24 protein-coding genes, 3 tRNA genes and 1 pseudogene are annotated in these 25881 nt (G+C 59.3%); 19 read left to right on the top strand and 9 right to left on the bottom strand.

The genetic code is table 11. The features are described from left to right. Positions 1-202: 202 nt before the first annotated feature. From ltaE to AC1RPZ_RS21780, 7 genes are all read left to right on the top strand, one after another. Positions 203-1207, top strand: coding sequence for a low-specificity L-threonine aldolase (gene ltaE, locus AC1RPZ_RS21810; RefSeq protein ID WP_493139303.1), 1005 nt, complete (start codon positions 203-205; stop codon positions 1205-1207). 146 nt (positions 1208-1353) lie between these two features. Further along, positions 1354-3975: an alanine--tRNA ligase gene (gene alaS, locus AC1RPZ_RS21805; protein ID WP_493139301.1), complete on the top strand. Its 2622-nt coding sequence runs from the start codon at positions 1354-1356 to the stop codon at positions 3973-3975. Positions 3976-4065: 90 nt separating this feature from the next. Next, positions 4066-5307, top strand: a complete 1242-nt coding sequence (locus AC1RPZ_RS21800; RefSeq protein WP_493139300.1) for an aspartate kinase — start codon at positions 4066-4068, stop codon at positions 5305-5307. Positions 5308-5491: 184 nt separating this feature from the next. Further along, positions 5492-5680 (top strand): carbon storage regulator CsrA, encoded by a 189-nt coding sequence (gene csrA / locus AC1RPZ_RS21795; RefSeq protein ID WP_003178872.1) that lies wholly within the window; start codon positions 5492-5494, stop codon positions 5678-5680. A gap of 62 nt (positions 5681-5742) precedes the next feature. Next, positions 5743-5833 (top strand) — tRNA-Ser (locus tag AC1RPZ_RS21790). A gap of 109 nt (positions 5834-5942) precedes the next feature. After that, positions 5943-6019 (top strand) — tRNA-Arg (locus AC1RPZ_RS21785). Between the two features lie 72 nt (positions 6020-6091). Next, positions 6092-6168, top strand: a tRNA-Arg gene (locus AC1RPZ_RS21780). A 19-nt stretch (positions 6169-6187) separates the two neighbouring features. On the opposite strand, the gene AC1RPZ_RS21775 is transcribed toward AC1RPZ_RS21780, so the two are convergent. After that, positions 6188-6700, bottom strand: coding sequence for a DUF4124 domain-containing protein (locus tag AC1RPZ_RS21775; RefSeq protein WP_493139298.1), 513 nt, complete (start codon positions 6698-6700; stop codon positions 6188-6190). A gap of 320 nt (positions 6701-7020) precedes the next feature. Here AC1RPZ_RS21775 and mgtE point away from each other — a divergent pair, with 320 nt between their 5' ends. Beyond that, positions 7021-8463, top strand: a complete 1443-nt coding sequence (gene mgtE, locus AC1RPZ_RS21770; protein ID WP_493139296.1) for a magnesium transporter — start codon at positions 7021-7023, stop codon at positions 8461-8463. A 64-nt stretch (positions 8464-8527) separates the two neighbouring features. On the opposite strand, the gene AC1RPZ_RS21765 is transcribed toward mgtE, so the two are convergent. Genes AC1RPZ_RS21765 through AC1RPZ_RS21755 form a run of 3 tightly spaced genes read right to left on the bottom strand, consistent with a single transcriptional unit; the run spans position 8528 to position 11106 of the window. Next, positions 8528-9577 (bottom strand): alkene reductase, encoded by a 1050-nt coding sequence (locus AC1RPZ_RS21765; RefSeq protein WP_493139294.1) that lies wholly within the window; start codon positions 9575-9577, stop codon positions 8528-8530. Positions 9578-9599: 22 nt separating this feature from the next. Continuing rightward, a complete protein-coding gene (locus AC1RPZ_RS21760) occupies positions 9600-10766 on the bottom strand; it encodes an MFS transporter (protein ID WP_493139293.1) in 1167 nt (388 codons plus the stop codon). Positions 10767-10800: 34 nt separating this feature from the next. After that, positions 10801-11106 (bottom strand): ArsR/SmtB family transcription factor, encoded by a 306-nt coding sequence (locus tag AC1RPZ_RS21755; protein ID WP_493139291.1) that lies wholly within the window; start codon positions 11104-11106, stop codon positions 10801-10803. 169 nt (positions 11107-11275) lie between these two features. Here AC1RPZ_RS21755 and AC1RPZ_RS21750 point away from each other — a divergent pair, with 169 nt between their 5' ends. Then, positions 11276-11848 (top strand): acyl carrier protein phosphodiesterase, encoded by a 573-nt coding sequence (locus tag AC1RPZ_RS21750; RefSeq protein WP_493139289.1) that lies wholly within the window; start codon positions 11276-11278, stop codon positions 11846-11848. A gap of 86 nt (positions 11849-11934) precedes the next feature. On the opposite strand, the gene AC1RPZ_RS21745 is transcribed toward AC1RPZ_RS21750, so the two are convergent. Next, on the bottom strand, positions 11935-12729 hold the full coding sequence (locus AC1RPZ_RS21745) for a lysophospholipid acyltransferase family protein (RefSeq protein ID WP_493139288.1): 795 nt from the start codon (positions 12727-12729) through the stop codon (positions 11935-11937). Further along, positions 12729-13484: an L-ornithine N(alpha)-acyltransferase gene (gene olsB / locus AC1RPZ_RS21740; RefSeq protein WP_493139287.1), complete on the bottom strand. Its 756-nt coding sequence runs from the start codon at positions 13482-13484 to the stop codon at positions 12729-12731. The genes AC1RPZ_RS21745 and olsB overlap by 1 nt, the downstream gene beginning before the upstream one ends. Positions 13485-13624: 140 nt before the next feature. Between olsB and AC1RPZ_RS21735 the strand changes: the two genes are divergently transcribed. The 5 genes and pseudogenes from AC1RPZ_RS21735 to AC1RPZ_RS21715 all read left to right on the top strand — a co-directional run bounded on the left by AC1RPZ_RS21735 (position 13625) and on the right by AC1RPZ_RS21715 (position 17492). Further along, on the top strand, positions 13625-14503 hold the full coding sequence (locus AC1RPZ_RS21735) for an acyl-CoA dehydrogenase middle domain-containing protein (protein WP_493139285.1): 879 nt from the start codon (positions 13625-13627) through the stop codon (positions 14501-14503). Between the two features lie 182 nt (positions 14504-14685). Then, positions 14686-15780, top strand: coding sequence for a serine hydrolase domain-containing protein (locus AC1RPZ_RS21730; RefSeq protein ID WP_493139284.1), 1095 nt, complete (start codon positions 14686-14688; stop codon positions 15778-15780). Beyond that, positions 15777-16103 carry an amidase gene (locus tag AC1RPZ_RS21725; RefSeq protein WP_493139283.1) on the top strand — a complete coding sequence of 109 codons (327 nt, stop codon included), beginning with the start codon at positions 15777-15779 and terminating at the stop codon, positions 16101-16103. The genes AC1RPZ_RS21730 and AC1RPZ_RS21725 overlap by 4 nt, the downstream gene beginning before the upstream one ends. A gap of 83 nt (positions 16104-16186) precedes the next feature. After that, positions 16187-16294, top strand: a pseudogene (locus AC1RPZ_RS21720) (YceI family protein); the annotation flags it as partial. A 40-nt stretch (positions 16295-16334) separates the two neighbouring features. Next, positions 16335-17492, top strand: a complete 1158-nt coding sequence (locus AC1RPZ_RS21715; RefSeq protein WP_493139281.1) for a phospholipase D-like domain-containing protein — start codon at positions 16335-16337, stop codon at positions 17490-17492. Between the two features lie 141 nt (positions 17493-17633). On the opposite strand, the gene bglX is transcribed toward AC1RPZ_RS21715, so the two are convergent. Then, positions 17634-19925: a beta-glucosidase BglX gene (gene bglX / locus AC1RPZ_RS21710; RefSeq protein ID WP_493139279.1), complete on the bottom strand. Its 2292-nt coding sequence runs from the start codon at positions 19923-19925 to the stop codon at positions 17634-17636. Positions 19926-20166: 241 nt separating this feature from the next. Between bglX and AC1RPZ_RS21705 the strand changes: the two genes are divergently transcribed. Both AC1RPZ_RS21705 and AC1RPZ_RS21700 read left to right on the top strand, forming a co-directional pair. After that, entirely contained in the window at positions 20167-20784 is a 618-nt protein-coding gene (locus tag AC1RPZ_RS21705; protein ID WP_493139278.1) for a TPM domain-containing protein, read from the top strand. A gap of 108 nt (positions 20785-20892) precedes the next feature. Continuing rightward, a complete protein-coding gene (locus AC1RPZ_RS21700; protein ID WP_493139277.1) occupies positions 20893-22107 on the top strand; it encodes a class I SAM-dependent methyltransferase in 1215 nt (404 codons plus the stop codon). A 59-nt stretch (positions 22108-22166) separates the two neighbouring features. On the opposite strand, the gene AC1RPZ_RS21695 is transcribed toward AC1RPZ_RS21700, so the two are convergent. Beyond that, entirely contained in the window at positions 22167-23072 is a 906-nt protein-coding gene (locus tag AC1RPZ_RS21695) for a DMT family transporter (RefSeq protein ID WP_493139275.1), read from the bottom strand. A gap of 324 nt (positions 23073-23396) precedes the next feature. Between AC1RPZ_RS21695 and AC1RPZ_RS21690 the strand changes: the two genes are divergently transcribed. From AC1RPZ_RS21690 to AC1RPZ_RS21680, 3 genes are read left to right on the top strand one after another with little or no spacing between them, the layout of a single operon-like run. Beyond that, positions 23397-23978 (top strand): DJ-1/PfpI family protein, encoded by a 582-nt coding sequence (locus AC1RPZ_RS21690; protein ID WP_054596072.1) that lies wholly within the window; start codon positions 23397-23399, stop codon positions 23976-23978. A 14-nt stretch (positions 23979-23992) separates the two neighbouring features. Continuing rightward, complete coding sequence (locus AC1RPZ_RS21685; RefSeq protein ID WP_223449613.1) at positions 23993-24298, top strand: ribbon-helix-helix domain-containing protein; 306 nt, start codon at positions 23993-23995, stop codon at positions 24296-24298. Positions 24299-24355: 57 nt separating this feature from the next. Beyond that, positions 24356-24700 carry a YegP family protein gene (locus AC1RPZ_RS21680; protein ID WP_493139273.1) on the top strand — a complete coding sequence of 115 codons (345 nt, stop codon included), beginning with the start codon at positions 24356-24358 and terminating at the stop codon, positions 24698-24700. Between the two features lie 59 nt (positions 24701-24759). Here AC1RPZ_RS21680 and AC1RPZ_RS21675 read toward each other — a convergent pair whose 3' ends face one another. Next, the gene (locus tag AC1RPZ_RS21675) at positions 24760-25779 is read right to left on the bottom strand and encodes a DUF4917 family protein (protein WP_493139272.1); all 1020 of its coding nucleotides are present in this window, start codon (positions 25777-25779) and stop codon (positions 24760-24762) included. Between the last annotated feature and the right edge of the window lie 102 nt (positions 25780-25881).

The following is a 25881-nucleotide window of genomic DNA, read 5'->3' as shown; positions in this document are numbered from 1 at the left end:
TCTGGCGGCGGAGCGTTTTTAACACATATTGGTGGGCTGCGCATCGCTGCTTTCTGATGATATATATCGGTTTTTCCGTTGGCTTGACTCGCCTTTTCCTGGCCCGGCCTTGATTAATCGTGGCTTTGGCCGCAGTAATCCTCTTCGAAACAGATTTCCTTTATCAGCAGCGACGTTAGCGTCCTATTCCGAGGCCTGATTCATGAGCGTTATCGATCTTCGTAGCGACACCGTCACCCAACCAACCGCAGGGATGCTCGACGCGATGGCCACGGCGGCCACCGGGGATGACGTTTACGGCGAAGATCCGACCGTCAATCAGCTTGAGGCGGAACTGGCCAGGCGTCTGGGGTTCGCCGCGGCGCTGTTCGTGCCGACGGGCACCATGAGCAACTTGCTGGGGCTGATGGCCCACTGCGAGCGCGGTGACGAGTACATCGTTGGTCAGCAGGCGCACACCTATAAGTACGAAGGTGGCGGGGCAGCGGTGCTGGGTTCGATCCAGCCGCAGCCGCTGGAAGTTCAAGCCGACGGTTCGCTGGACCTGGCTCAGGTCGCGGCGGCGATCAAGCCGGACGACTTCCACTTCGCCCGCACCCGTTTGCTGGCGCTGGAAAACACCATGCAAGGCAAGGTGTTGCCGCTGGAGTACCTGGCGCGGGCGCGCCGCTTTACCCATGAACACGGTTTGTCGCTGCACCTGGACGGCGCGCGGTTGTACAACGCAGCGGTCAAGCTGGGTGTTGATGCCCGGGAAATCACTCAGCACTTCGATTCGGTGTCGGTGTGCCTGTCCAAAGGACTTGGCGCGCCGATCGGTTCGGTACTCTGCGGTTCGGTCGAGTTGATCGGCAAGGCCCGACGTTTGCGCAAGATGGTCGGTGGCGGCATGCGCCAGGCCGGCATTCTCGCGGCGGCCGGCTTGTATGCGCTGGATCACAACGTGCAACGCCTGGCGGATGACCACGACAACGCGCAGTTTTTGGCTGAAGGCCTGCGCGCGGCGGGGTATACAGTCGAACCTGTACAGACCAACATGGTTTACGTACAGATGGGCGACAAGTGCGATGCGATCAAGGTATTTGCCGGTGAGCGCGGGATCAAGCTCAGCGCCGCCCCGCGCTTGCGCATGGTCACTCACATGGACGTCAGCCGGGCGCAGATCGAGCAGGTGATCGCGTCTTTCGTCGAGTTTTCGCAAAACTGAAGGTGTTAGCCGTCCAATTGACTGTTTGTATCGTACAAACACACTGTACCTGGTCACTAACGCCGATATAATGCGGCCCTTTGCCGTCGCTTCGTCCGTTGACGATTCGCACAGGCCTTTGGCCGCAGCCTCCGTGGAAGAACCTAATGAAAAGCGCAGAAATCCGTGAAGCCTTCCTTCGCTTCTTCGAAGAGCAAGGCCACACCCGTGTAGCCTCCAGCTCTTTGATTCCGGGCAACGACCCAACCCTGCTGTTCACTAACGCGGGGATGAACCAGTTCAAGGACTGCTTTCTGGGCCAGGAAAAACGCGCCTATACCCGCGCCGTCAGCAGCCAGAAGTGCGTTCGCGCCGGTGGCAAGCACAACGACCTGGAAAACGTCGGTTATACCGCTCGTCACCACACCTTCTTCGAAATGCTGGGTAACTTCAGCTTCGGTGACTACTTCAAGCGTGATGCGATCACCTACGCCTGGAATTTCCTGACCTCCGACAAGTGGCTGAACCTGCCGAAGGAAAAGCTCTGGGTCACGGTCTACGCCAGCGATGACGAGGCGTACGACATCTGGACCAAGGAAGTCGGGGTTCCGGCCGAGCGTATGGTGCGTATCGGCGACAACAAAGGCGCGCCGTACGCGTCCGACAACTTCTGGACCATGGGTGATACCGGCCCGTGCGGTCCTTGCACCGAGATTTTCTACGATCACGGCGCCGACATCTGGGGTGGCCCACCGGGTTCGCCGGAAGAAGACGGCGACCGTTACATCGAAATCTGGAACAACGTGTTCATGCAGTTCAACCGCACCGCCGATGGCGTGTTGCACCCGTTGCCAGCGCCATCGGTGGATACCGGCATGGGCCTGGAACGGATCAGTGCCGTGCTGCAGCACGTTCACTCGAACTATGAAATCGACCTGTTCCAGAGCCTGCTGAGCGCTTCGGCCAAGGCCATCGGTTGCACCAACGACAACCAGGCTTCGCTGAAAGTCGTGGCTGACCACATTCGTTCCTGCGGTTTCCTGATCGCCGATGGCGTGCTGCCGTCCAACGAAGGTCGCGGCTACGTGTTGCGTCGGATCATTCGCCGCGCTTGCCGTCACGGTAACAAGCTGGGCGCCAAGGGCAGTTTCTTCTATCAGATCGTTGGCGCACTGGTTGCCGAGATGGGCGAAGCCTTCCCTGAGCTGAAATCCCAGCAGGCGCACATCGAGCGCGTGCTGAAAGCCGAAGAAGAGCAGTTCGCCAAGACTCTGGAGCAAGGCCTGAAGATCCTCGAGCAGGATCTGGCCGAACTCAAAGGCGATGTGGTGCCAGGCGACGTAGTGTTCAAGTTGTACGACACCTACGGCTTCCCGATGGACCTGACCGGCGACATCGCTCGCGAGCGCAGCCTGACCATCGACGAAGCGGGCTTCGAGCGCGAAATGGAAGCCCAGCGCGTCCGTGCTCGTTCGGCCAGCTCCTTCGGCATGGACTACAACAGCCTGGTCAAGGTTGATGTGGCCACCGAGTTCACCGGTTACACCGCTCACAGCGGTTCGGCAAAAATCGTTGCTCTGTATAAAGACGGGCAATCGGTCGACGTACTGAGCGAAGGCGAAGAGGGCGTGGTCGTTCTCAATCAGACGCCGTTCTATGCGGAATCGGGTGGTCAGATCGGTGATTGCGGCTTCCTCCAGGCTGGCACTGCGCGTTTCGACGTGCGCGACACCACCAAGACCGGCGGCGCGTTCCTGCACCACGGTGTGCTGGATTCGGGCAGCCTGATCGTTGGCTCGCCGGTTCAGGCCCAGGTGGATGCCGACGTACGTCACGCCACTTCGCTGAACCACTCCGCCACTCACTTGCTGCACGCGGCATTGCGCCAGGTGCTGGGCGGGCACGTTCAGCAGAAAGGTTCGTTGGTCGACAGTCAGCGTCTACGCTTTGACTTCAGTCACTTTGAAGCGATCAAGCCTGAACAGCTCAAAGCGCTGGAAGAAATCGTCAACGCCGAGATTCGCAAGAACTCCGACGTTGAAACCGAAGAAACCGACATCGATACCGCCAAGCAAAAAGGCGCCATGGCGCTGTTCGGCGAGAAGTACGGCGACAGCGTGCGTGTGCTGAGCATGGGCGACTTTTCCGTCGAGCTGTGCGGTGGTATCCATGCCAATCGCACTGGCGACATCGGCCTGCTGAAAATCATCAGCGAAGGCGGTGTGGCTTCCGGCGTACGTCGTATTGAAGCAGTCACAGGCGCTGCGGCACTGGCTTACCTGAACGCTGCGGAAGAGCAACTCAAGGAAGCGGCCAACCTGGTCAAGGGCAGCCGCGACAACCTGATCGACAAGCTGTCGGCTGTGCTTGAGCGCAACCGTCTGCTGGAAAAGCAACTCGAGCAGTTGCAAGCCAAGGCCGCCAGTGCGGCGGGCGACGACCTGTCGGCTTCTGCCCAGGACGTCAAAGGCGTGAAAGTACTGGCCGTGCGTCTCGACGGTCAGGACGGCAAGGCGCTGCTGGCGCTGGTCGATCAACTGAAGAACAAACTCGGCCGCGCAGTGATCCTGCTCGGCAGTGTCCATGAGGAAAAGGTCGTGTTGGTTGCGGGTGTAACCAAGGACCTGACTGGCCAATTCAAAGCCGGTGATTTGATGAAGCAAGCCGCTGCAGCAGTGGGCGGGAAGGGCGGTGGTCGTCCGGACATGGCGCAAGGCGGCGGTACCGACGCTGGCGCACTGGATGCTGCATTGGCCCTGACCATGCCGTTTGTAGAGCAGGGTATTTAAGGCTGCGTGCCGAGCCCGTCGTCTAGTGGCGGGCTTCGCAGCTGTTTGAGTGATTAATGGGCGCCCTTCATGGGCAGAGGCGGCTTTGAAATGGCTTTGATCGTACAGAAATTTGGAGGCACCTCAGTCGGCACTGTCGAGAGAATCGAGCAGGTCGCCGACAAGGTTAAGAAATTCCGCGAAGCCGGCGATGACCTGGTGGTTGTGCTGTCTGCAATGAGCGGCGAGACCAACCGTCTGATCGATCTGGCCAAGCAAATCAGTGGCGGCGATCAACCGGTTCCGCGTGAGCTGGATGTCATCGTGTCCACCGGTGAGCAGGTGACGATTGCACTGCTGGCCATGGCGCTGATCAAGCGCGGCGTACCAGCGGTGTCGTACACCGGCAACCAGGTACGGATTCTGACGGATAGCGCGCACAATAAAGCGCGTATCTTGCAGATTGATGACCAGAAGATTCGCGGTGACCTGAAGGCCGGTCGCGTGGTGGTTGTCGCCGGTTTCCAGGGCGTCGACGAGCACGGCAACATCACCACCCTTGGTCGTGGCGGTTCCGACACCACCGGCGTGGCGCTGGCAGCGGCCCTGAAGGCTGATGAATGCCAGATCTACACCGATGTCGACGGTGTCTACACCACTGACCCGCGCGTGGTGTCCGTGGCTCAGCGCCTGGACAAGATCACCTTTGAAGAGATGCTGGAAATGGCCAGTCTCGGTTCCAAGGTGTTGCAGATCCGCGCGGTCGAGTTCGCCGGTAAGTACAACGTTCCGCTGCGCGTACTGCACAGCTTCAAGGAGGGTCCGGGCACCCTCATTACTATTGATGAAGAGGAATCCATGGAACAGCCGATCATTTCCGGCATCGCTTTCAACCGCGATGAAGCCAAGCTGACCATCCGTGGCGTGCCAGACACCCCGGGCGTGGCCTTCAAAATTCTCGGCCCGATCAGCGCCGCGAACATCGAAGTCGACATGATCGTGCAGAACGTTGCGCACGATAACACCACCGATTTCACCTTCACTGTGCACCGCAACGACTACCAGTCGGCCCAGACCGTGCTGGAAAACACCGCTCGCGAGATCGGTGCCCGTGAAGTCGTTGGTGACACCAAAATTGCCAAGGTATCGATCGTCGGCGTCGGCATGCGTTCTCACGCAGGCGTTGCCAGCCGCATGTTCGAAGCCCTGGCTAAAGAAACCATCAACATCCAGATGATCTCGACTTCGGAAATCAAGGTTTCCGTAGTGATCGAAGAGAAGTACCTGGAATTGGCTGTGCGCGCTCTGCACACGGCTTTCGAACTGGACGCACCGGCCCGCCAGGGCGAGTGATGCTCCTCTAAGGGCGCGGTCTGACCGCGCCCTTTGTTTTTTTGAGCGGCGCGACTGAAATCTGTTCTTTTGCTCGTGCTGGTCAATACTTAGGCGTGTAGGGCTACGATCGTTCTGGTTGTAGGTCGAACGCCTTTTTTTTGCAGACTGTTGTCCCTGAAATGAAATGCGTGAGGAGAAAGGTATGCTGATTCTGACTCGTCGGTGCGCAGAAAGCCTGATTATTGGTGATGGCGAAATCACCGTGACCGTGCTCGGCGTCAAAGGAAATCAAGTGCGTATTGGCGTTAACGCGCCTAAAGAGGTGGCTGTACACCGTGAGGAAATCTACCTGCGGATCAAGAAAGAGAAGGACGACGAACCAAGCCATTAATTTTTATCGTTTTTTATGTTTGCAAACGGGGAAAAGGTTGGTTAAGATACGCCCCGTGTTGCGGAGAGCTGGCCGAGTGGCCGAAGGCGCTCCCCTGCTAAGGGAGTACACCTCAAAAGGGTGTCGGGGGTTCGAATCCCCCGTTCTCCGCCATTATTCGTTTAGTACGTTGTAATCTGGCTTCTTCGGTAAGTTGTTGAAATTACTAGAAAAAAGCGCTTTACAAAAAGATTCAACGGCCTATAATGCGCGGCAACAAATGGCACTCGTAGCTCAGCTGGATAGAGTACTCGGCTACGAACCGAGCGGTCACAGGTTCGAATCCTGTCGAGTGCACCATTTAAGGGTTATTTGCAGTCATGCAGGTAACCTGGCTTCAACCAGTTGTGATCTGGTCTAAAAACACAAAATGCACTCGTAGCTCAGCTGGATAGAGTACTCGGCTACGAACCGAGCGGTCACAGGTTCGAATCCTGTCGAGTGCACCAAACACCAAAAAGCCTGCGTCTAACGCGGGCTTTTTGCTGTCTGGGATTTGCCTTTTACACATCCCTTCTCATCGAACGCGATTTGCGCGCTACGACCTTTCTTGCTGTCGTAGCGATAATTCGTCGTCGCGTTCCGAATACTGATCTTGTCTGGTTTACCGAGTGCGCTTTCAACTTCCTGCTGGCTCATGCCTGGAATGATCCGCTGATTGATGATTGCTTCGCGACGTTCCTTGGCACTGAGCATATTTCCGCATTTGTCATTGATTTGGCCGACAACGGTCGGATCTCTCGACGTGCTTTTAATACCTGATGTTTCCTGATGGTTGGCGCCGGGAAGTATTGCCTCGAATTTGAAAAGGTTTGGGTTGTAAATGTTCTGCCGTGACAGCGCCTCTCCGGGAGGGCAGCTCAGCGTCGTGTAGGTGATGCGGCCCTTGGCGTCTTCGCATCGATGTACGGTCGTTGCAGTGGCCTGCTGGGGTAGGTAGAGCAGGGCGATTAACAGGATTGCAAGTTTATTCCCGGGCATTGGGCGTCCTCCATGACGGTCACGATCAAGGGTAGTCACTGCATTTTTCAGCGGTGGCGTGTTTTCTTTTCAGGATGATTCGTCGCAGGTTCACGGATGCGGACAGTGCTCAGGTTTGCGTCGCAAGCGCTTGTTTCAGGCCGGATTTTTTAACGTTTAAAGCCCTCAAGCGGTGTATGATTGCGCCCGTCAGCCCCGCCGGGGCTTGTGGAATACCTCCATGGACTTACCCAGTAGTTGCTCAGTACCCCATTTTACCAATCATGAATTGACTGATTGATCCTTCCGGCGTGCCCCGCTGCTGGGAGTGGAGTTCGCCTATGACTGAAGTTGAAGTAAAGAAAACGCAAGAAAGCTTGCAAGACCGCCTCGCTCAAGTCGTTGAGCTGCTGCAGCGCCAGCGGGTGGTCGAAGACCTGACTCATTGCCAGGAAGGTCCTCATCACAATCGGGTCGAAAACCTGGTCCACCGGCAAAACCTCGTCGAGTTGCAACGCAAACTCGATGATCTGCACTCCGCCGACGTTGCTTACATCCTTGAAGCCTTGCCGCTCGCCGAGCGTCTGACTGTCTGGCAGTTGGTCAAGGCCGAGCGCGACGGCGACATTCTGCTCGAAGTATCCGACTCGGTTCGTGAAACCCTGATCGCCGACATGGATGATCAGGAGCTCCTGGCTGCGGCCAAGGAGATGGATGCCGACGAACTTGCTGACCTGGCCCCCGAGCTGCCGCGAGACGTCGTCCACGAGCTGATGGAAACCCTTGATGGCCAACAGCGTGAGCGCGTTCGCTCCGCGTTGTCCTATGACGAGGAGCAGGTCGGTGCATTGATGGACTTCGAGATGGTGACGATCCGCGAGGATGTCAGTCTCGAAGTGGTTCTGCGTTACTTGCGTCGCCTCAAAGAGCTGCCGGGTCATACCGACAAATTGTTCGTGGTTGACTACGACGGTGTGCTCAAAGGTGTGCTGCCGATCAAGCGACTGCTGGTCAACGATCCTGACAAGCAAGTCTCGGAAGTCATGGCCAGCGATCCGGTGAGTTTTCACCCGGATGAAGATGCCTACGATGCCGCGCAGGCTTTCGAGCGTTATGACTTGATTTCGGCGCCGGTGGTCGACAAGAACGACAAGCTCATTGGTCGTTTGACCATTGATGAAATGGTCGACCTGATTCGTGAAGAGAGCGAAAACGAAGTGCTCAACATGGCGGGTCTGCGTGAAGAGGAAGATATTTTCGCGTCAGTCTGGAAATCCCTGCGCAACCGCTGGGCCTGGCTGGCGATCAACCTGATTACCGCGTTTGTTGCGTCGCGAGTGATCGGGCTGTTTGAAGGGTCTATCGAGAAGCTGGTGGCGCTTGCAGCGTTGATGCCGATCGTTGCCGGTATTGGCGGTAATTCCGGCAACCAGACGATCACCATGATTGTTCGTGCCATGGCGCTCGATCAGGTCAGCACCGGTAACACCTCGCGCCTCATGCGCAAGGAGCTGGCAGTTGGTTTGATCAACGGTCTGGTTTGGGGTGGGGTCATTGGCGTGGTGGCCTACATGTTGTACGGCAGTTGGTCGCTGGGCGTGGTGATGACTGCCGCCATGACCTTGAACCTGTTGCTGGCGGCGTTGATGGGGGTCTTGATTCCGATGACCCTGGCGCGCTTTGGACGCGACCCTGCAATGGGCGCGAGCGTCATGATCACGGCCATGACCGACAGCGGCGGGTTTTTCATCTTCCTCGGGCTGGCGACAATCTTCCTGCTCTGAGTTTCAGGCAAAAAAAAGGTTCTTCACGGATTACCGGGAAGAACCTTTTTTATTTGCTTTGAAATTACATCATTGGGTAATCGATATAACCAACCGGGCCCTTGGCATAGAACAGTTCCGGACGCGCCTCATTCAGCGGTGCATCGGCCTTCAAACGTGCAGGCAAATCCGGGTTGGCAATGAACGGCACGCCGAAGGCGACCGCATCGGCCTTGCCGCTGGAGAGCCAGGCGTTGGCGCTGTCCTTGGTGAAGCGTTCGTTGGCAATGTACGGGCCGCCGAAGGCTGCTTTCAGTTGTGGGCCGAGGCTGTCGCCGGCTTCTTTCTCGCGGGAGCAAATGAACGCGATACCGCGTTTTCCCAGTTCGCGAGCGACGTAGGTGAAGGTTTCGGACAGGTTGTCGTCGCCCATGTCGTGGGAGTCGGCGCGGGGTGCCAGGTGCACACCGACGCGACCTGCGCCCCAGACTTCGATTGCGGCGTCGGTCACTTCCAGCAACAGGCGAGCACGGTTTTCCAGGGAACCCCCGTAATTGTCGGTGCGCTGGTTGGTGCTGCTTTGCAGGAATTGGTCGAGCAGGTAGCCGTTGGCGCCATGGATTTCCACGCCGTCGAAACCGGCAGCTTTGGCGTTTTCCGCACCGACGCGGTAAGCGTCGATGATGTCGGTGATTTCAGCAGTTTCCAGTGCGCGTGGCGTTGGGTAGTCGGCCAATGGGCGAACCAGGCTGACATGACCTTTTGGCTGGATGGCGCTCGGTGCAACCGGTGCTTCGCCGTTCAGGTAGGAGGGGTGGGAAACCCGGCCCACATGCCACAGTTGCAGGAAGATCTTGCCGCCGGCGCCGTGGACCGCTTTGGTCACGTTGCTCCAGCCACGCACCTGGTCGTTGGACCAGATGCCCGGGGTGTCCGGGTAGCCGACGCCCATCGGTGTGACCGAGGTGGCCTCGCTGAGGATCAGGCCGGCAGAGGCGCGCTGCACGTAGTATTCAGCCATCAGCGCGTTGGGTACACGGCCTTCGTCGGCGCGGCAGCGGGTCAGTGGCGCCATGATGATGCGGTTCGCCAGTTGCAGGTCGCCAAGCTTGATCGGATCGAAAATAGTCGTCATTTAATACAACCCTCGTGAGGTATCAGTTGGTAGCAGGGGCCAGTTCGGGATTACCGCTCTGACGGAAAGTAATCAGGGTTACCAGCAGGGCGAGTACCGCCAGTGCTGCTGCGGCGAGGGGCACGCTGGTCAGGCCGAAACCATGGGCGATGACGCTGCCGCCAACCCAGGCACCGAGTGCGTTGCCGACATTGAAAGCGCCGATGTTCAAGGTCGACACCAGGTTCGGTGCAGCCTTGCCGAAGGTCACTACATTCACTTGCAGGGCGGGGACGGCGGCAAAGCACGCGGTGGCCCAAAGGAACAGGGTGATTTCGCTCGGGATCAATGCGACGCTGGTCCAGGTCAGTACGGTGGAGACCAGCGCCATGCTGATGAACACACCGATCAGCGTCGCCGCCATGCCTTTGTCAGCCAGTTTGCCGCCGATGATGTTGCCGACTGTCAGGCCCAATCCGATGAGCATCAGGGTCCAGGTCACGCCGCGTGGCGAGACACCGGTAACTTCGCCCAACAGCGGTGCGACATAGGTGAACAAGGTGAAGACCGACGCGGCGAACAGTGCGGTCATGCTCAGCGACAGCCAGATCCCGGCGCCTTTGAGGGCCGCCAGTTCGGCGCGCATATCGAGCTTTTCTTCATCACGCTTGGCCGGCAGGAAACGGATCAGGCCGATCAGCGCAATCACGCCGATCACGGTCACCGCCCAGAAGGTCGAACGCCAGCCGGCTTCCTGACCCAACGCAGTGCCCAGCGGTACGCCCAGCACGTTGGCCAGGGTCAGGCCGGTGAACATCAGTGCGACGGCCGAAGCACGCTTGTTGGCGGGCACCAGACCTGCCGCCACCACCGAACCGATACCGAAGAACGCGCCATGGCACAGGGCGGTGACGACACGGGCGAACATCAGCACCTGGTAATCACTGGCCAGGGCGCAGAGCAGGTTGCCGACGATGAAAATGCCCATCAATGCGACCAGCGCAGCCTTGCGTGGCAGTCTGGCGGTGGCCAGTGCCATGAACGGCGCACCGATGGCCACGCCCAGGGCGTAGCCGGTCACCAGCCACCCGGCGCCAGGAATCGACACACCAAGGTCGGCCGCTACATCGGGCAGCAAGCCCATGATGACGAACTCGGTGGTGCCGATGGCGAAGGCACTCAGGGCCAGAATGAGTAGCGAGAGGGGCATGGTTGATTCCTTATCGGCGTACTGACGTAAAGGGTCAGAGCTCTTTGCTGAAGGTGCGGAGGAATTCCTGAATGGTTTCCTCGTTGCGTTTGAAAAAATGCCACTGGCCGACTTTACGGCTGCTGATCAGGCCGGCGCGTTGCAGGGTCGCCAGATGGGCGGAAACAGTGGATTGCGACAAACCGCAACGTTGATCGATCTGCCCGGCGCAGACGCCGTGCTCGTTGCTGTGGGACTGGTCGGGGAATTCGACGGTCGGGTCTTTCAGCCAGTGCAGGATGTCTCGCCGTACTGGGTGCGCCAGGGCTTTTATTATTTCGTCGAGGTCAATGGTGGGCATGGCAGTGCTCGGGTTTGGTAAAACGTTATATCGCGATGAGGCGAACTTTAAATCGTCAATTCGCGATATACCAATATGATTTTGGTCTGAGATCAGCCTGAATCGGTATATCGAGTTATAACGATATGTTGATTGTAAAAATACAAGGGGGCAGTGCTAAGCTGCGCCCATGAACTATCTCGCACATCTTCACCTCGGTGGCCAGCGTCCCGGTCAATTGCTCGGCAGTTTGTATGGCGACTTCGTCAAAGGTCGGCTGCAAGGGCAGTTCAATCCGGAGATCGAAGCAGCTATTCAGTTGCATCGCAGCATCGACGTGTTTACCGACCGTCATCCGTTGGTGGATGTCGCGTTGTCGCGGTTTTCTATCACCCGCCGGCGTTATGCCGGGATCGTGCTCGATGTGTTTTTCGACCATTGCCTGGCGCGGGATTGGGCGCTTTACGCCGACCAGCCGCTTTCGCAGTTCACCTCGGATGTGTATCGGGTGCTGGCCGCCGAACCGCAGTTGCCAGGGCGCCTGGCGCAGATCGCCCCGCACATGGCGGCGAATGACTGGCTCGGTTCTTATCGGGAGTTTGCGGTGCTGGACCAGGTGCTGCGGGGGATTTCACGGCGCCTGTCGCGGCCGGAAGAATTGGCCGCGGCGATGGAGGAGTTGGAGCGGTTGTATGAGCCGTTGAGAGATGATTTCCGGTTGTTCTATCCGCAGCTTCAGGAGTTTTCGGCGCAGCATCGGTAGATCAGGTCAAAAGATCGCAGCCTGCGGCAGCTCCTACAGGGTGTACGCCATCCCAATGTAGGAGCTGCCGCAGGCTGCGATCTTTTTCAGGCGGCGATCAGTTCGCCAGCGCGACGCGGTTCTGCAGGTTTTGCCACATCACCAAACAACGCCTTCTGCACCGCTTGCTGCGCCGCAAAGGCCAACGCTGCGCGTTCCTGGCCGTGGCAGGCAATCGGCTTGAGCAGATGGATTTCGACGTCCCCCTGATCGTTGGCGAACAAGCGCATCAAGTGGGAGAGCAGGTCGTCATCACCAATGAACGGTGCCAGCGGGTCGACCTGGCCGTCGCGCAGATAACGAACGGCCACCGGTTGCAGCGCCACGTCTGCATCGATGGCGGCGGACAGCAAGCGGCCGTGAAAGGTGCGCAACGAACGGCCATCAGTGGTGGTGCCTTCCGGGAACATCAGCAACGGGTGTTGTTGCTCCAGATGGCGGCTCATCTGTTTGCGGATCAACTGGCTGTCACCCGACCCCCGACGAATGAACAGGCTGCCAGCCTTGGCCGCGAGCCAGCCGGCGACCGGCCAGGTACGCACTTCGGCCTTGGACAGAAACGACAGCGGCGTGAGCATGCCCAGCAACGGGATGTCGGTCCACGACACATGGTTGCTGACCCAGAGCATCGGTTGTTGCGGCAGTTCGCCGTGAACCGTCACGCGAAAGGGCAGGGCATTGCTCAGCCGGGTCATGAAAAAACGCGACCAGCGTTGGCGTCGGACCATCGAGTTGGCCACACCCATGCGCTCGAACAGCCCGAACACGCTGGCCATGCTCAAGCCCAACGCCACCACCAGCAGCACTCGCGCGATCCGCGCGTACACCCGCAGCCGGCTCATCAGACTGCCGCCTTGAAATGCTTGGCGTAACGCGGGCACAGCTCGTCGCGCTTGAGCAGGATGAACACGTCGGCGACCTGGAAGTCTTCGTCCCAGCACGGCTCGCCACAGATCTTCGCACCCAGACGCATGTAGGCCTTGAGCAGTGGCGGCATTTCGGCAATTACGTTGGACGGGATATCGAGGGCCGGCAGCGGTTTTTTCGGTTCGGCGCGCAGGTGTTCGGTGCACAGATAACGTTCACGCAGGCGCTGCATGATCGCCTGGGCCTGAATCCCGCCGTCCTGCATCGGGATGCTCGCGCAACCCATCAGGTAACTGTAGCCGCCCTGATTCAGCACTTCGGCCAGTTCGCCCCAGAGCACGGCGATGGTGCCGCCGTTGCGGTAGGCCGGGTCGACGCAGGTGCGACCGATTTCCAGGATTGGGCCTTGCAGATGCACCAGACCGTGCAGGCTGAATTCTTCTTCGCTGTAAAAGCTCCCCAGGCTGCTGGCGGCCTGATGGTCGAGCAAGCGCGTGGTTGCCACCAGGCGTCCGGTATTCAAATCACGTACGCCAATGTGTGCGCAGTGAACATCATAGTCATCCATGTCCAGACCCAACTCTGCGCCCTTGAGCTTGGCGTTGAACTCGCCGCTGAAAACGTTGAAGCGCAGGGCCTGGGCTTCCTGCAACGCCTCGGCGCCGATCAGGCGTTCGGCTTGCAAGCGGCGTTCATTGCCGGTGTCGCTGATGCGGGCGATCTGAGTCATTGCGAATCTCCGTACGGGCTGCTCACCCGTCTTGGGTTGCAGTCGATCGACTTTGTTGTGCAAAGTCAGGCTATGTAGCCCCGGTGTCATCGCCATGAAGCTTTGGTGATGCTTGTGTGACAGCCCTTGAGGATCCGTTTATGCCATGGCAAGCCCTGTTGAACTGCGACCAGCGTCAGCCCGAAAACCCTGATCTGGCGGAGGGTTATGCGACGTTGCTGCAGGTGTTGGGCGCGGTGACGCCGTTCGAGCTGGCGGTGCGCGGCGGGCGGATGATGGCAACGCCGGGGCTGGCCTTTCTGGTGGGTTACCAGGCGGCGTTGCGCATGCTGTGGCCCAGCGCACCGCACAGTCTGGGGGCGCTGTGTGCGACCGAACAGCGCAGCCTGCGCCCGGCGGACATGCAAACCCGCCTCGCGGATCTGCGCTTGAGCGGTCGCAAGGATTTCGTCACCGCGGGCGATGCGGCGGATTGGTTACTGATTGTCGCGCGCAGCGAGGAGGCGGGCGAATCGGCGCGTTTGAGTCTGGCGGTGGTGTACCCCGGCGAACCGGGTGTACGGGTTGAAAAACTCCCGGCAATCCCATTGATGCCGGATATCAGCCACGGTCGGCTGCATCTCGAGAACGCGTTGTGTGAGTTGCTCGCCGGAGATGGCTGGGACGCGTACGTCAAACCGTTCCGCACCCTTGAAGACATCTATGTACTCAGCGCCATGAGTGCCTGGTTGTTCGGTGTCGGTCGGGACAACGACTGGCCGCAAAGCCTTCAACTGAAGTTGCTGGCGCTGTTGGCCGGGTGCGCGGAAGCCAGCCGCCAACCGCCGAATAGCAGCGCCGGACACGTGTTGCTGGGCGGGCTGTTTGCGCAGTTCGATGGGCTCAAGGCGCCGCTCAATGAAGCCTTTGCCGACGGACCACCGCAGTGGGCGGCGTTGTGGAAGCGCGATCAGACGGTGCTGGATCTGGCGGCAGGGGCGCGGGCCAAGCGGTTGGCCAAGGCATTGGCGGTGTATTGATGGGCCTCATCGCGAGCAGGCTCGCTCCCACAGGGATTTCGGTTGGTCACAGGATTTGTAGTCAGCACTGATCCATTGTGGGAGCGAGCCTGCTCGCGATGACGGTCTCACCGACAGCGCATTTCTCGAACTGTCATTTATCTCGACTACGCTCAGAGGGTTAATCCCTCTGAGTGTCTGCCGTGTTCAAACGCCTGCCTCTGCTGTTCATGTTGCTGGTCAGCCTTCCGCTTCTGGCAGAAAACTGGCCTGCCGAGCAATGGTCGCCCGGTCCGAAAATCAGCGGTCCGGCGCTTCAGGCGTTGGAGGATTACGCCTTTGCACGGCGCGACGACGTCAACCGCAAAGGCGTTCGCACCGATGCCTTGCTGGTGATTCGTGACGGGCAGTTGATCTACGAACGCTACGCCGGCCCCACGACTGTCGACACACCGCACCTGACCTGGTCCGTCAGTAAAAGCCTGATGGCCACGGTGCTGGGTGTGGCCTATGGCGAAGGCTTGTTCAAAATGCAGGACCCGGCGGCGAAGTTTTATCCACCCTTGCAGAGCCATCCGAATGTTTCCATCGCTGATCTGCTGCATTGGGCCTCGGGGCTGGACTGGCAGGAAAGTTATGAATATGCGCCGCTGAATTCTTCGGTGGTGGCGATGCTCTACACCCATGGACGCCAGGACATCGCTGCGTTCGCCGCCGACCATGACGAATTCAGCGCGCCGGGCGAGGCGTTTCGTTATTCCAGCGGCGACAGCAATCTATTGGCCGCAACGCTGAAAGCCATGGTCGGTGCGCAACGCTACGCCGACTATCCATGGACCGCGTTGTTCGACCCCTTGGGCATTCGCAGTGCAGTGTGGGAAACCGATGCCGCAGGGACCTTTGTTGCCTCGTCCTATACCTATATGACGGCACGCGATCTGGCGCGGATTGGCCTGTTGATGCAGCGCGATGGTCGTTGGCGCGAGCGGCAGTTGCTGCCCAAGGATTGGGTCGAGTTCAACCGCCAACCGTTCAATCGCTTCAAAACCAATTCGGATGAAGCCGTCCCCGGAGGGCATTGGTGGCTCAATCGTGCGGTCGACGGCGCGGAGAGACCCTGGGAGGACGCACCTGATGACACCTTCGCCGCACTCGGCCATTGGGGGCAGGCGCTGTATGTGGTGCCCAGCGAGAACCTGGTGATCGTGCGCTATGGCGATGATCGCGATGGCAGTTACGAGCACAACGAATTGCTCCGACGGGCACTGGCGGCATTCGCGCAGAAGGGGCAGCCATGAATCTCGCTTTTATTCGCCGTCGACCACGGCTCAGCGTGCTGCTGCTGTTGATCGCCGTGTTGCTCGGCTGGATCTGGCAGGAGCGGGTTGCGTTGTGGGCGTTCCCCGACATCATCAGCGCTTACACCGCCAAGCAATATTGCTCGTGCCGTTATGTCGAGAACAACCCGGCGGACTATTGCCAGGGTTATGTGAAACAGTATTTGCCCATCAGCGGGTTTCTCGATGACGCTCCAAACAAGCGCGTGACGGTCAGCGGCATGGGGCGCAGTCATATCGCCGCGTGGCTAGGGACTCGTCAGGGTTGTCGGTTGACGCCATAGAGGCGGTCTTTTGACGTGCGCGGTTTGCAAGCGCGTTCACTCAGGCTAAGGTTCGGCTCAGGTTTACTGGCCCATGAGTGTTTATGTTCAAGCGGTTTTGCTACACAGCCCTGGCCTTGCTGCCGTTGGCTTTTGTTACCTTGTCAGCCCACGCCGACTGGTACCGGGACGGTGAGTCTTCACGTCTGTCGGTGCCGGTGGGTGCGGTGCTGATTTTCACGGCGCGCTGACATGAAGGGGGCAGTGTTTCCCTGGCGCGAAGGCAATCTCTATGAGCTGTTGATTGATGGGCCGCAGTTTTTTCCACGGATGCTGGCGGCGATTGCCAAGGCGCAGGAACAGGTCGAGCTGGAGCTGTACCTGGTGGAGGCGGGCGTCTGCGCCGAGGCGATGGTTCAGGCGCTGGTGCAAGCCGCCGAGCGCGGTGTGCGCGTGCGTTGCCTGTTCGATGACTACGGCAGTCTGGCGTTCACCCTGAGTCTACGGCGACGCCTGATTGAGGCTGATGTGGAGCTGCGTTTCTACAATCGTTTGAGCTGGCGGCGCTGGGTGCGCAATCTTTATCGCGATCACCGCAAGTTGCTGTTGGTCGATCAGACGCTGGCGGTGGTCGGCGGCACGGGAGTCACCGACGAGTTCTGGACGCCCGGCCACGACACCAGCGAGTGGCATGAAGTGATGGTGGAAATCAGCGGCCCGCTGGTGCTCGACTGGCAGTTGCTGTTTGACCGTCAATGGATCGCCAACCGCCACCGCCGTGCCTGGAAACCTGCCTCTCACTTCGGTTTGTCGCGCTTGCCACGGGTGCCGTCGATGGGCGAGGGCATGGGCCGGGTGGCGTATGCCGACGCAAGGCAACACCGGGACATCCTGCAATCACTGTTTCGCGCGTTGAACAGCGGCCAGCGGCGGATCTGGCTGGCCACGCCTTACTTCTTGCCGACCTGGAAAGTCCGCCGCTCGCTGCGCAAGGCCGCCGCACGGGGCATCGATGTGTGCCTGTTGTTGACCGGGCCGCGCACCGATCACCCGTCGGTGCGCTACGCCGGGCATCGCTATTACCCACGCCTGCTCAAGGCCGGGGTGAAGATCTTCGAATACCAGCCGTGTTTCCTGCACCTGAAAATGGTCCTGATCGATGATTGGGTGAGCATCGGCTCGTGCAATTTCGATCACTGGAATTTGCGTTTCAACCTGGAAGGCAATCTGGAAGCCCTCGATCCGGCGCTGACCCTGGCGGTGGCGGCGAGTTTCGAGAAAGACTTTGCGTTAAGCCAAAGGGTCAGTCTTGAGGAGTGGCAACGCCGGCCGTTGTGGCGACGGATCAAGCAGCGGGTTTGGGGATGGGTGGATCGGTTGGTGGTGAATCTGCTGGATCGGCGGGGCTGAACACAATCCCCTACACGCCGAAAGCCAATGTGGGAGCGAGCTTGCTCGCGATGACGATTTCACCTTCAACATTGATGTTGACTGTTACTCCGCTATCGCGAGCAAGCTCGCTCCCACAGTTGATTTGTGTTGCCTGCGAGGTTAAAGCAACTCGAAGCTCTGCTGCGTCACGTCCTCGGAGTCGAGGCCGATCTGCACGTTGAACTTGCCAGGTTCTGCCGCGTATTTGAGCTGGGCGTTGTAGAACTTCAGGTCGTTCTCTACGATGGTGAAGTGGATGACTTTCTGTTCGCCGGCCTTGAGCATGACTTTCTGGAAGTTTTTCAGTTCTTTGAGCGGGCGGATCATCGAACCGGCCACGTCCTGGATATACAGCTGTACCACGGTTTCGCCGTCGCGCTTGCCGGTGTTTTTAACCGTCACGCTGGCGTCGATCTTGCCGGTCTTGTTCAGCGTGGTCGAGGACAGGGCCATGCCCGACAGGCTGAAGCTGGTGTAGCTCAGACCGTAGCCGAACGGATACAAGGGACCTGTGGTGTCATCGAAGTACTGCGAGGTGTAGTTGCCCGGTTTGCCAGGGGTGAACGGGCGACCGATGCTCAGGTGATTGTAGTAGGTTGGAATTTGCCCCACCGAACGCGGGATGCTGATCGGCAGTTTGCCGGACGGGTTGTAGTCACCGAACAGTACGTCAGCAATTGCGTTACCGCCTTCGGTGCCGGTGAACCAGGTTTCGAGGATCGCGTCAGCCTGTTCCTTCTCGTCGAGGATCGTCAGCGGACGGCCGTTCATCAGCACCAGTACCAGCGGTTTGCCGGTGGCTTTCAGGGCCTTGATCAGGTCGCGCTGGTTGGCCGGGATGTTCAGGTCGGTACGGCTCGATGACTCGTGAGACATGCCGCGCGATTCACCCACCGCCGCCACGATCACATCGGACTGCTGCGCGGCTTTCACCGCTTCGTCGATCATGACCTGCGCCGAACGCGGATCATCTACCACTTCCGGAGCATCGAAGTTGAGGAAGTTCAGGTAATCGAGGACTTTCTTGTCCGACGTGATGTTGGCGCCACGGGCGTAGGTCAGTTTGGCCTGATCGCCGAGGGCGCGGGTCATGCCGTCGAGCAGCGTCACCGACTGCGCAGGTCGGCCGGCGGCAGCCCAACTGCCCATCATGTCGATTGGCGCGTTGGCCAGCGGGCCGACCAGGACGATTTTCGCGGTTTTCTTCAACGGCAGGGTTTCGCCCTGGTTCTTCAGCAACACCATGCTGCGACGGGCAACGTCACGGGCTTCGGTGCGGTGCAGGCGGTTTTCGGCGTAGGTGTCGGCCGGGTCATCCTCAGCCTTGCCAATACGCAGGTACGGGTCTTTGAACAGACCCATGTCGTACTTGGCGCCCAGCACTTCACGCACGGCGTTGTCGATGTCGCTCTGTTCGATCTCGCCGGACTTCAGCAGTCCAGGCAGTTCCGTGCCGTAGAGCTTGTCGTTCATGCTCATGTCGATGCCGGCCTTGATCGCCAGCTTCGCCGCTTCACGACCGTCATGGGCCACGCCGTGATTGATCAGCTCGAAAATCGCCCCATGGTCACTGACCGCCAAGCCCTTGAAGCCCCACTCCTTGCGCAGCAGGTCCTGCATCAGCCACTTGTTGGCGGTGGCCGGCACGCCGTTGATCGAGTTCAGCGCAACCATCACCCCGCCGGCGCCGGCATCAATGGCGGCGCGGTACGGTGGCAGGTAGTCCTGGTACATTTTCGCCGGGCTCATGTCCACGATGTTGTAGTCACGACCACCTTCGACCGCGCCGTACAGAGCGAAGTGCTTGACGCTGGCCATGATGCTGTCGGCCGCGCTCGGGGTCTCGCCCTGGTAGGCCTTGACCATGACTTTGGCGATGCGCGAGACCAGGTAGGTGTCTTCACCGAAGCCTTCGGAGGTGCGACCCCAACGTGGGTCGCGGGAAATGTCGACCATCGGCGCGAAGGTGAGGTCGAGGCCGTCAGCCGCGGCTTCCTTGGCGGCGATGCGCCCGCTGCGGCCAATCGCGTCCATGTCCCAGCTCGAGGCCAGGGCCAGCGGGATCGGGAAAATGGTCCGATGGCCGTGGATCACGTCATAGGCGAAGAACATCGGGATCTTCAACCGGCTGTGCATGGCCGCGTCCTGCATCGGACGGTTTTCGGGACGCGTGATCGAGTTGAACGTACCGCCGATGTTGCCGGCGGCGATTTCCTTGCGGATCTGCTCGCGGGGCATTTCCGGGCCGATGCTGATCAGACGCAATTGGCCGATCTTTTCGTCCAGGGTCATCTGCTTCATCAGGTTGCTGACGAAAGCGTCCTTGTTCTCAATAGGTGCAGGCTTGGTGTCGGCCCATACCGAGTGACTGGCCAGGCTGATGGCAAGGCCCAGCAAACACAGCTTCTTCATGAATAGTGATCTCAAAAGCCTAAACGGACGCCGTGGTTACGCGCCGGTCAGCCGAAAATTAGGGAGCGTCTATTGTTGTTCGGATAAATGCAGCAAACTTCTGAACTCTTTTCGCGCTGGGCATCTTTTAGCCGATTGGCTCGATGCAATCCAGTGGCGGGGGCAGATTATGCCCCAGGACTCGGGGTTAGTGGTTTTAGAGGCGGCGGGTGATAACAATAATGAATGAGCATTCAACACCATGGCATTACTGAGTGAGTACGAACAGCGTCAGGTCGCCGAAGCGATTGCCCGTGTCGAGCGCGACACCGACGCTGAACTGGTCACCGTGCTCGCGGCCCGAGCCGACGACTACGCGTATATCCCATTGCTCTGGGCCAGCCTGCTGGCGCTGATCGTGCCGGGCATCGTGCACTACGTTTCCGGCTGGCTGAACATGCACACCTTGCTGCTGGTGCAGTGGGCGAGCTTCATCGTGCTGTGCCTGGTGTTTCGGATTCCGTCGATCACCACGCACCTGATCCCGCGTTCCGTGCGCCACTGGCGCGCCTCGAACCTGGCGCGTCGGCAGTTTCTGGAGCAGAACCTGCACCACACCGTCGGCAGCACCGGCATGCTGATATTCGTCTGCGAGGCCGAGCGTTATGTCGAGATTCTGGTGGACGAAGGGATTTCCAGACGGCTGGACAACACAACCTGGGAGCCGATCGTCGCAGCCTTCACCCGACAGGTGAAACAGGGTCAGACGTTGCAAGGCTTTGTCACCTGCATCGAGGCTTGTGGCGAGCTGCTCAAGGTGCATGTGCCCGTGACCCATGTGCGCAATGAGTTGCCGAATCGGTTGGTGGTGCTGGGCTGATTTTTTGGGAAGGTTGTGCCGTTGGGTAAATAACTGCGTGTCCCGACGCGCCATCCCCCCTAAAATACCCGCCATTCCCTGATCCGCACCGCCCGAGGCGTTTTTTACATGTCCGTTACCGCAGCTCCCGCCAGCCTCACGCCGGATCATCACGCACAATTTATCGACCTGCTGAGCACCAGCCTGGCGCAGAACGCCTTCATCAAACTGGTGCTGGCCAAGTACGTCGGCACTGAAGTCGACTTGCAGCGAATCATCATCAAGCAGCTGACGGTCAAGGAGCAGCCGTGCCTGTCCTTCGTCTATCGCTACAAGACGCGCGATATCACCAAGAATTTGCCGATCGAGGAGGGCGTGGCGACGATTGCTGCGTTGTTGCCGCAAGCATTCAAAAACGCTCACCTGCTGGCGCTGACCGATGAAGCCCAGCTCGAATACAGCAAAAAGGGCAAGAGCTCGCTGTTCAAGAGCAAACCTCAGCAACTGCGCGAAGTACCGTCCGCTGAGCACAACCGTGAGAAGAACCGCTTTCTGGACCTGACCCGGCCGTTTCTCGCGGACCTGGGTGTGACCAACAAGCAGCACGAGCTGATCCCGGCGATGTCGCGCAAGTGGAAGCAGATCAACAAGTTCATCGAAGTCTTCAGCCATGCGCTGACGTCTTCACCGCTGGCGCTGGATAAACCGGTACGGGTGGCGGACTTCGGTTCAGGCAAGGGCTACCTGACCTTCGCCATTCACGATTACCTGCGCAACACCTTGCACGCCGAAGGCATGGTCACCGGCGTCGAGTTGCGTGAAGACATGGTCACCCTGTGCAACACCGCTGCCGCGCGCCTGGAGCATCCGGGGCTGGTGTTCAAATGTGGTGATGTGCGCAGTGTGGCGCCGAGCGAGCTGGACGTGATGATCGCCCTGCATGCCTGTGACATCGCCACCGACTATGCGATCCACACCGGTATTCGCTCCGGTGCGGCGATTATCATGTGCTCGCCGTGCTGCCATAAGCAGATCCGCCTGCAAATCCAGAGCCCGGCGCTGCTCAAGCCGATGCTGCAATACGGTTTGCACCTCGGACAGCAGGCCGAAATGGTCACCGACAGCCTGCGCGCGTTGTTCCTCGAAGCCTGCGGTTATGAAACCAAGGTCTTCGAATTCATCTCTCTGGACCACACCAACAAGAACAAGATGATCCTGGCGGTCAAACGCGCGGAACCGGTGGACCCGGCCCAGCTGTTGGTGAAAATCCAGGAGCTCAAGGCGTTCTACCACATCAGCGAACATTGCCTGGAAACCCTGCTGCGGGCTGATGGCTACCTCTAACCCTGTGGGAGCGAGCTTGCTCGCGATGGCGGCGCTACATTCAGCATAAATGTTGAATGCTATGGCCCCTTCGCGAGCAAGCTCGCTCCCACATTAGGTTTGATGGCGGTCTTGCGCCCGAGCATCACGGTGGCGATCACCCCGACCGCAAACAGCCAGGTAATCGGTTCGATGTGTTCGCCAAAGAACAGCGCCGAGAACGCGATGGTGAAGAATATCTGCAGCAGCTGGATCTGACTGACCCGAGCAATGCCGCCCATCGCCAGCCCGGCGTACCAGGCGAAGAAACCGATGAACTGCGAGAACAGCGAAACGTAGCCGAACGCCCACCAGGTTTTCGCCGAAATTTCGCCTTGGTGCTGTAGCGCCAAATACGTCACCGGGCCGATCAATAGCGGTGTCGACAGCACCAGCGCCCAGCAGATCACCTGCCAGCCGCCCATCTCCTTGGCCAATCGGCCACCTTCGGCGTAGCCCAGACCACCAATGGCAATCGCCCCGAGCATCAACACATCACCGGCCTGGATGCTGCCGGCACCGCTGATCAGCGCATAACCCAAGACCAACGCGCTGCCCAAGGCGGCACAGGCCCAGAAGGCTTTCGACGGTCGTTCGTGGGACAACCACGCGGCATACAGCGCCACGCACAGTGGCTGCAAGCCGTTGACCAGTGCTCCATGGGACGCTGGCAGGGTTTGCATGGCCCAGGCCGAGAGCACCGGGAAACCAAGAATCACTCCAGCGATCACCAGGGTCAGGCCTTTGACCTGTTTCCAGGTCGGCCATTTCTCCCGCCGCCAGAGCAACAACAATGCTGCTGGAATCGCCGCGAACAAGGCTCGACCCAGACCATTGAGCAGCGGATGGACTTCTTGCACCACGATCCGGGTGAAGGGCAGGGTCAGGCTGAAGATGATGACGCCGAGCAGGCCAAGAGCCATGCCGGTGTTTTCGCGCGAGGACATAACGGTAACCAGAATTCGAAAGTGGCGGGAGAGCTTTCATCTAGCCATAAACCCCGGATTTACGCGCTTACAGCTGCGTGCAAAGTTATCCGTACAGTTGGGGGTAATCCCCCCAACGTAGGAGCTGCCGAAGGCTGCGATCTTTTAGCAATCCCTTAGCACCCCCAGCAGCACTACAGATCAAAAGATCAAAAGATCGCAGCCTGCGGCAGCTCCTACAAAAGCGTGGCGTAGGCGTAGTAGGCGGTTATTACCCATCCCTCCGGATTCGGACTACCTTGAATACTCCTTCCTGCCTAAGTCTTTACCAGAGGAGTCATCCCCATGGCCGCGAAAAAAATTCTGATGCTGGTCGGCGATTACGTCGAAGACTACGAAGTGATGGTGCCGTTTCAGGCGCTGCTGATGGTCGGTCATACGGTGCACGCGGTGTGCCCGGACAAAACCGCCGGGCAGACCGTGCGCACGGCGATCCATGACTTTGAAGGTGACCAGACCTACAGCGAGAAACCCGGTCACCTGTTCGCGCTGAACTTCGACTTCGCCAAGGTCGATGCGGCGGACTACGACGCGTTGCTGGTGCCGGGTGGTCGGGCGCCGGAATACCTGCGCTTGAACGAAAAAGTCCTGCAACTGGTGCAAGCCTTCGACAAGGCCGGTAAACCGATTGCGGCGGTCTGCCATGGCGCGCAATTGCTGGCGGCGGCAGGGATTCTTGAAGGTCGCGAATGCAGCGCTTATCCAGCCTGTGCACCCGAAGTGCGTTTGGCCGGTGGCACGTTTATCGATATTCCGGTGACGCAAGGTCACGTTCAGGGCAATCTGGCGACGGCCCCAGCCTGGCCGGCGCACCCGAGCTGGCTGGCCGGTTTCCTCGGTCTGCTGGGCACCAAAATCACTCTGTAAGCGGAGGCCTGCGCATGTGCGAGCTGTACGTCAAAGCCGACCCGATTCTGTACGAGTCACGCTCGCGCTCGCTGCGCATCTGCGGGGTGGTGACCACGCTGCGGTTGGAAAACCAGTTCTGGGACATCCTCAGCGAGATCGCCGAAGTTGATGGCATGACCACCAACCAGTTGATCGCCAAGCTCTATGAAGAGGTGATGGACTACCGCGGCGAAGTGGTGAATTTCGCTTCGTTCTTGCGGGTCAGTTGCACCCGGTATCTGAGTCAGCGCCGGGTGCAGACTCCCGAGTTGTCAGTGGTGCGCGCGGTGGTGAAGTAGGGTCGCCTGGTCTTTACTCTGAAGCGCGCAACCTCTCAATCGCCAAGGAGAACGAGCATGTCCGGATGGTACGAGTTGAGCAAAAGCATCAATGGCCAGTTCCGCTTTGTGCTGAAAGCGGCCAACGCCGAAACCATTCTCACCAGCGAGCTGTACACCACACGCAGCGCCGCTGATAGCGGCATCGCCTCGGTTCAGACCAATAGCCCACTGGATGAGCGCTACGAGAAAAAGTCCACCAAGGATGGCCATCCTTACTTCAACCTCAAGGCTGCCAACCAGCAGATCATCGGCAGCAGCGAGGCCTATTCCTCCGACGCCGCCCGGGAAAAAGGCATCGCCAGCGTCAAGGCCAACGGGCCGACCAGGGTGATCAAGGACAAGACCTTGCCGGTGTTTTGAAGACCCTGAAAACTCCCTGTGGGAGCGAGCTTGCTCGCGAAGGGGCCGATCGGCCGACACTAAACCTCGACGGGCACCGATAACGTCGGACTGCCGAGTGCATGTGTCTTCGAATCAAAAAACCGCAGTTCCACCGCAGTCCCTTCAAACACCTTCGCGTAATGCCGCTTCTGGCTCTGGATGAACGCCGCGCTGCGCGGGTAAATCGAGATCGCCACGGTTTTGGGTTGCGCCTGGCGCAGCGCATGAATGATGTGAGTGTCCTGCTTGCCGAGGCTGTGGCCGAAGATGCACAGCGCGTCGCTTTGCTTGAGCAACTGGTCGTAGCAGAACGACAGGTAATCCGAACTGCGGATGGTCTTGAGCTTGTCTTCAGAGGAGCCTTCGCTGACGAACAGTGGCACATCGTCGAGGGTTTTGATCGTGTTGTTGATCGCAAAACTGCCCAGCAGCGTGCCTTCGGTGGAGGTCAGTTTGCGTGCGGTGCCATCCTGATTGCGCACCAGATGCAGGCCGCCGTGCAGGTAAAGCACGCGGGTTTTATCGGCGGCGCTGGCGCTCAGGTCGAAGCTCGGTTCGGTGCCGTGAAACAGGTCGCTGATGGTGTCGGGTTTGTGCTGGATCGCCCAGTAGTTGAGCAGGTCATAGTTGGTGGTGAACACCGTCGGATACGTGCTCAATTCCTGATTGATCGCCGCCAGGCTTGTGGCCTGCACCAGGCGCCACGGGATGTGCAGCGCGTGCACGGTGTTGATCAGCGCTTCCTTGATCGCATAGTAGCGATTGCGCGGCGCAGCCGAGCTGACGGCCAGGGCCTTGTTGACCCTGCTGGTGGTTTTCAGCGCGCTCAGCACCTGTTCGAAACTGCGGGTTTGCATCGCGTCGAACACACTCAACTCGGACTGGCTCAAGGGCTTTTCCTCGACGGTGCGGGCGTTGTCGAACAGCGAGTCGTAACCGAAGTCATCCCACACCGCACGGCTGGCGCCGTTGCCCACCAGCAGGCCACTGAACGAGGTGGTTGCGCGCAACGCGTTCCAGTCTTCTAGTCGGGCATCAAATTCCTGGAAATCGGTCATCGCGTCGGTCATCTCAAGCAGGTGGGGTGCAGGGCGCAGACTTTATCACGACCGGGTGTTGAGCCAGATCAACATGCGCGGCGACTGATGGGTCGATCCTCT

Source organism: Pseudomonas sp. GW822-FHT02D10, assembly GCF_058802345.1.
This window is presented reverse-complemented; position numbering and strand designations above follow the sequence as displayed.

Bases quoted from the DNA above. Each gene is read 5' to 3' on its own strand.
- ltaE (WP_493139303.1), top strand. From the start codon at position 203: ATGAGCGTTATCGATCTTCGTAGCGACACCGTCACCCAACCAACCGCA.
- alaS (WP_493139301.1), top strand. From the start codon at position 1,354: ATGAAAAGCGCAGAAATCCGTGAAGCCTTCCTTCGCTTCTTCGAAGAG.
- AC1RPZ_RS21800 (WP_493139300.1), top strand. From the start codon at position 4,066: ATGGCTTTGATCGTACAGAAATTTGGAGGCACCTCAGTCGGCACTGTC.
- csrA (WP_003178872.1), top strand. From the start codon at position 5,492: ATGCTGATTCTGACTCGTCGGTGCGCAGAAAGCCTGATTATTGGTGAT.
- AC1RPZ_RS21775 (WP_493139298.1), bottom strand. From the start codon at position 6,700: ATGCCCGGGAATAAACTTGCAATCCTGTTAATCGCCCTGCTCTACCTA.
- mgtE (WP_493139296.1), top strand. From the start codon at position 7,021: ATGACTGAAGTTGAAGTAAAGAAAACGCAAGAAAGCTTGCAAGACCGC.
- AC1RPZ_RS21765 (WP_493139294.1), bottom strand. From the start codon at position 9,577: ATGACGACTATTTTCGATCCGATCAAGCTTGGCGACCTGCAACTGGCG.
- AC1RPZ_RS21760 (WP_493139293.1), bottom strand. From the start codon at position 10,766: ATGCCCCTCTCGCTACTCATTCTGGCCCTGAGTGCCTTCGCCATCGGC.
- AC1RPZ_RS21755 (WP_493139291.1), bottom strand. From the start codon at position 11,106: ATGCCCACCATTGACCTCGACGAAATAATAAAAGCCCTGGCGCACCCA.
- AC1RPZ_RS21750 (WP_493139289.1), top strand. From the start codon at position 11,276: ATGAACTATCTCGCACATCTTCACCTCGGTGGCCAGCGTCCCGGTCAA.
- AC1RPZ_RS21745 (WP_493139288.1), bottom strand. From the start codon at position 12,729: ATGAGCCGGCTGCGGGTGTACGCGCGGATCGCGCGAGTGCTGCTGGTG.
- olsB (WP_493139287.1), bottom strand. From the start codon at position 13,484: ATGACTCAGATCGCCCGCATCAGCGACACCGGCAATGAACGCCGCTTG.
- AC1RPZ_RS21735 (WP_493139285.1), top strand. From the start codon at position 13,625: ATGCCATGGCAAGCCCTGTTGAACTGCGACCAGCGTCAGCCCGAAAAC.
- AC1RPZ_RS21725 (WP_493139283.1), top strand. From the start codon at position 15,777: ATGAATCTCGCTTTTATTCGCCGTCGACCACGGCTCAGCGTGCTGCTG.
- AC1RPZ_RS21715 (WP_493139281.1), top strand. From the start codon at position 16,335: ATGAAGGGGGCAGTGTTTCCCTGGCGCGAAGGCAATCTCTATGAGCTG.
- bglX (WP_493139279.1), bottom strand. From the start codon at position 19,925: ATGAAGAAGCTGTGTTTGCTGGGCCTTGCCATCAGCCTGGCCAGTCAC.
- AC1RPZ_RS21705 (WP_493139278.1), top strand. From the start codon at position 20,167: ATGGCATTACTGAGTGAGTACGAACAGCGTCAGGTCGCCGAAGCGATT.
- AC1RPZ_RS21700 (WP_493139277.1), top strand. From the start codon at position 20,893: ATGTCCGTTACCGCAGCTCCCGCCAGCCTCACGCCGGATCATCACGCA.
- AC1RPZ_RS21695 (WP_493139275.1), bottom strand. From the start codon at position 23,072: ATGTCCTCGCGCGAAAACACCGGCATGGCTCTTGGCCTGCTCGGCGTC.
- AC1RPZ_RS21690 (WP_054596072.1), top strand. From the start codon at position 23,397: ATGGCCGCGAAAAAAATTCTGATGCTGGTCGGCGATTACGTCGAAGAC.
- AC1RPZ_RS21685 (WP_223449613.1), top strand. From the start codon at position 23,993: ATGTGCGAGCTGTACGTCAAAGCCGACCCGATTCTGTACGAGTCACGC.
- AC1RPZ_RS21680 (WP_493139273.1), top strand. From the start codon at position 24,356: ATGTCCGGATGGTACGAGTTGAGCAAAAGCATCAATGGCCAGTTCCGC.
- AC1RPZ_RS21675 (WP_493139272.1), bottom strand. From the start codon at position 25,779: ATGACCGATTTCCAGGAATTTGATGCCCGACTAGAAGACTGGAACGCG.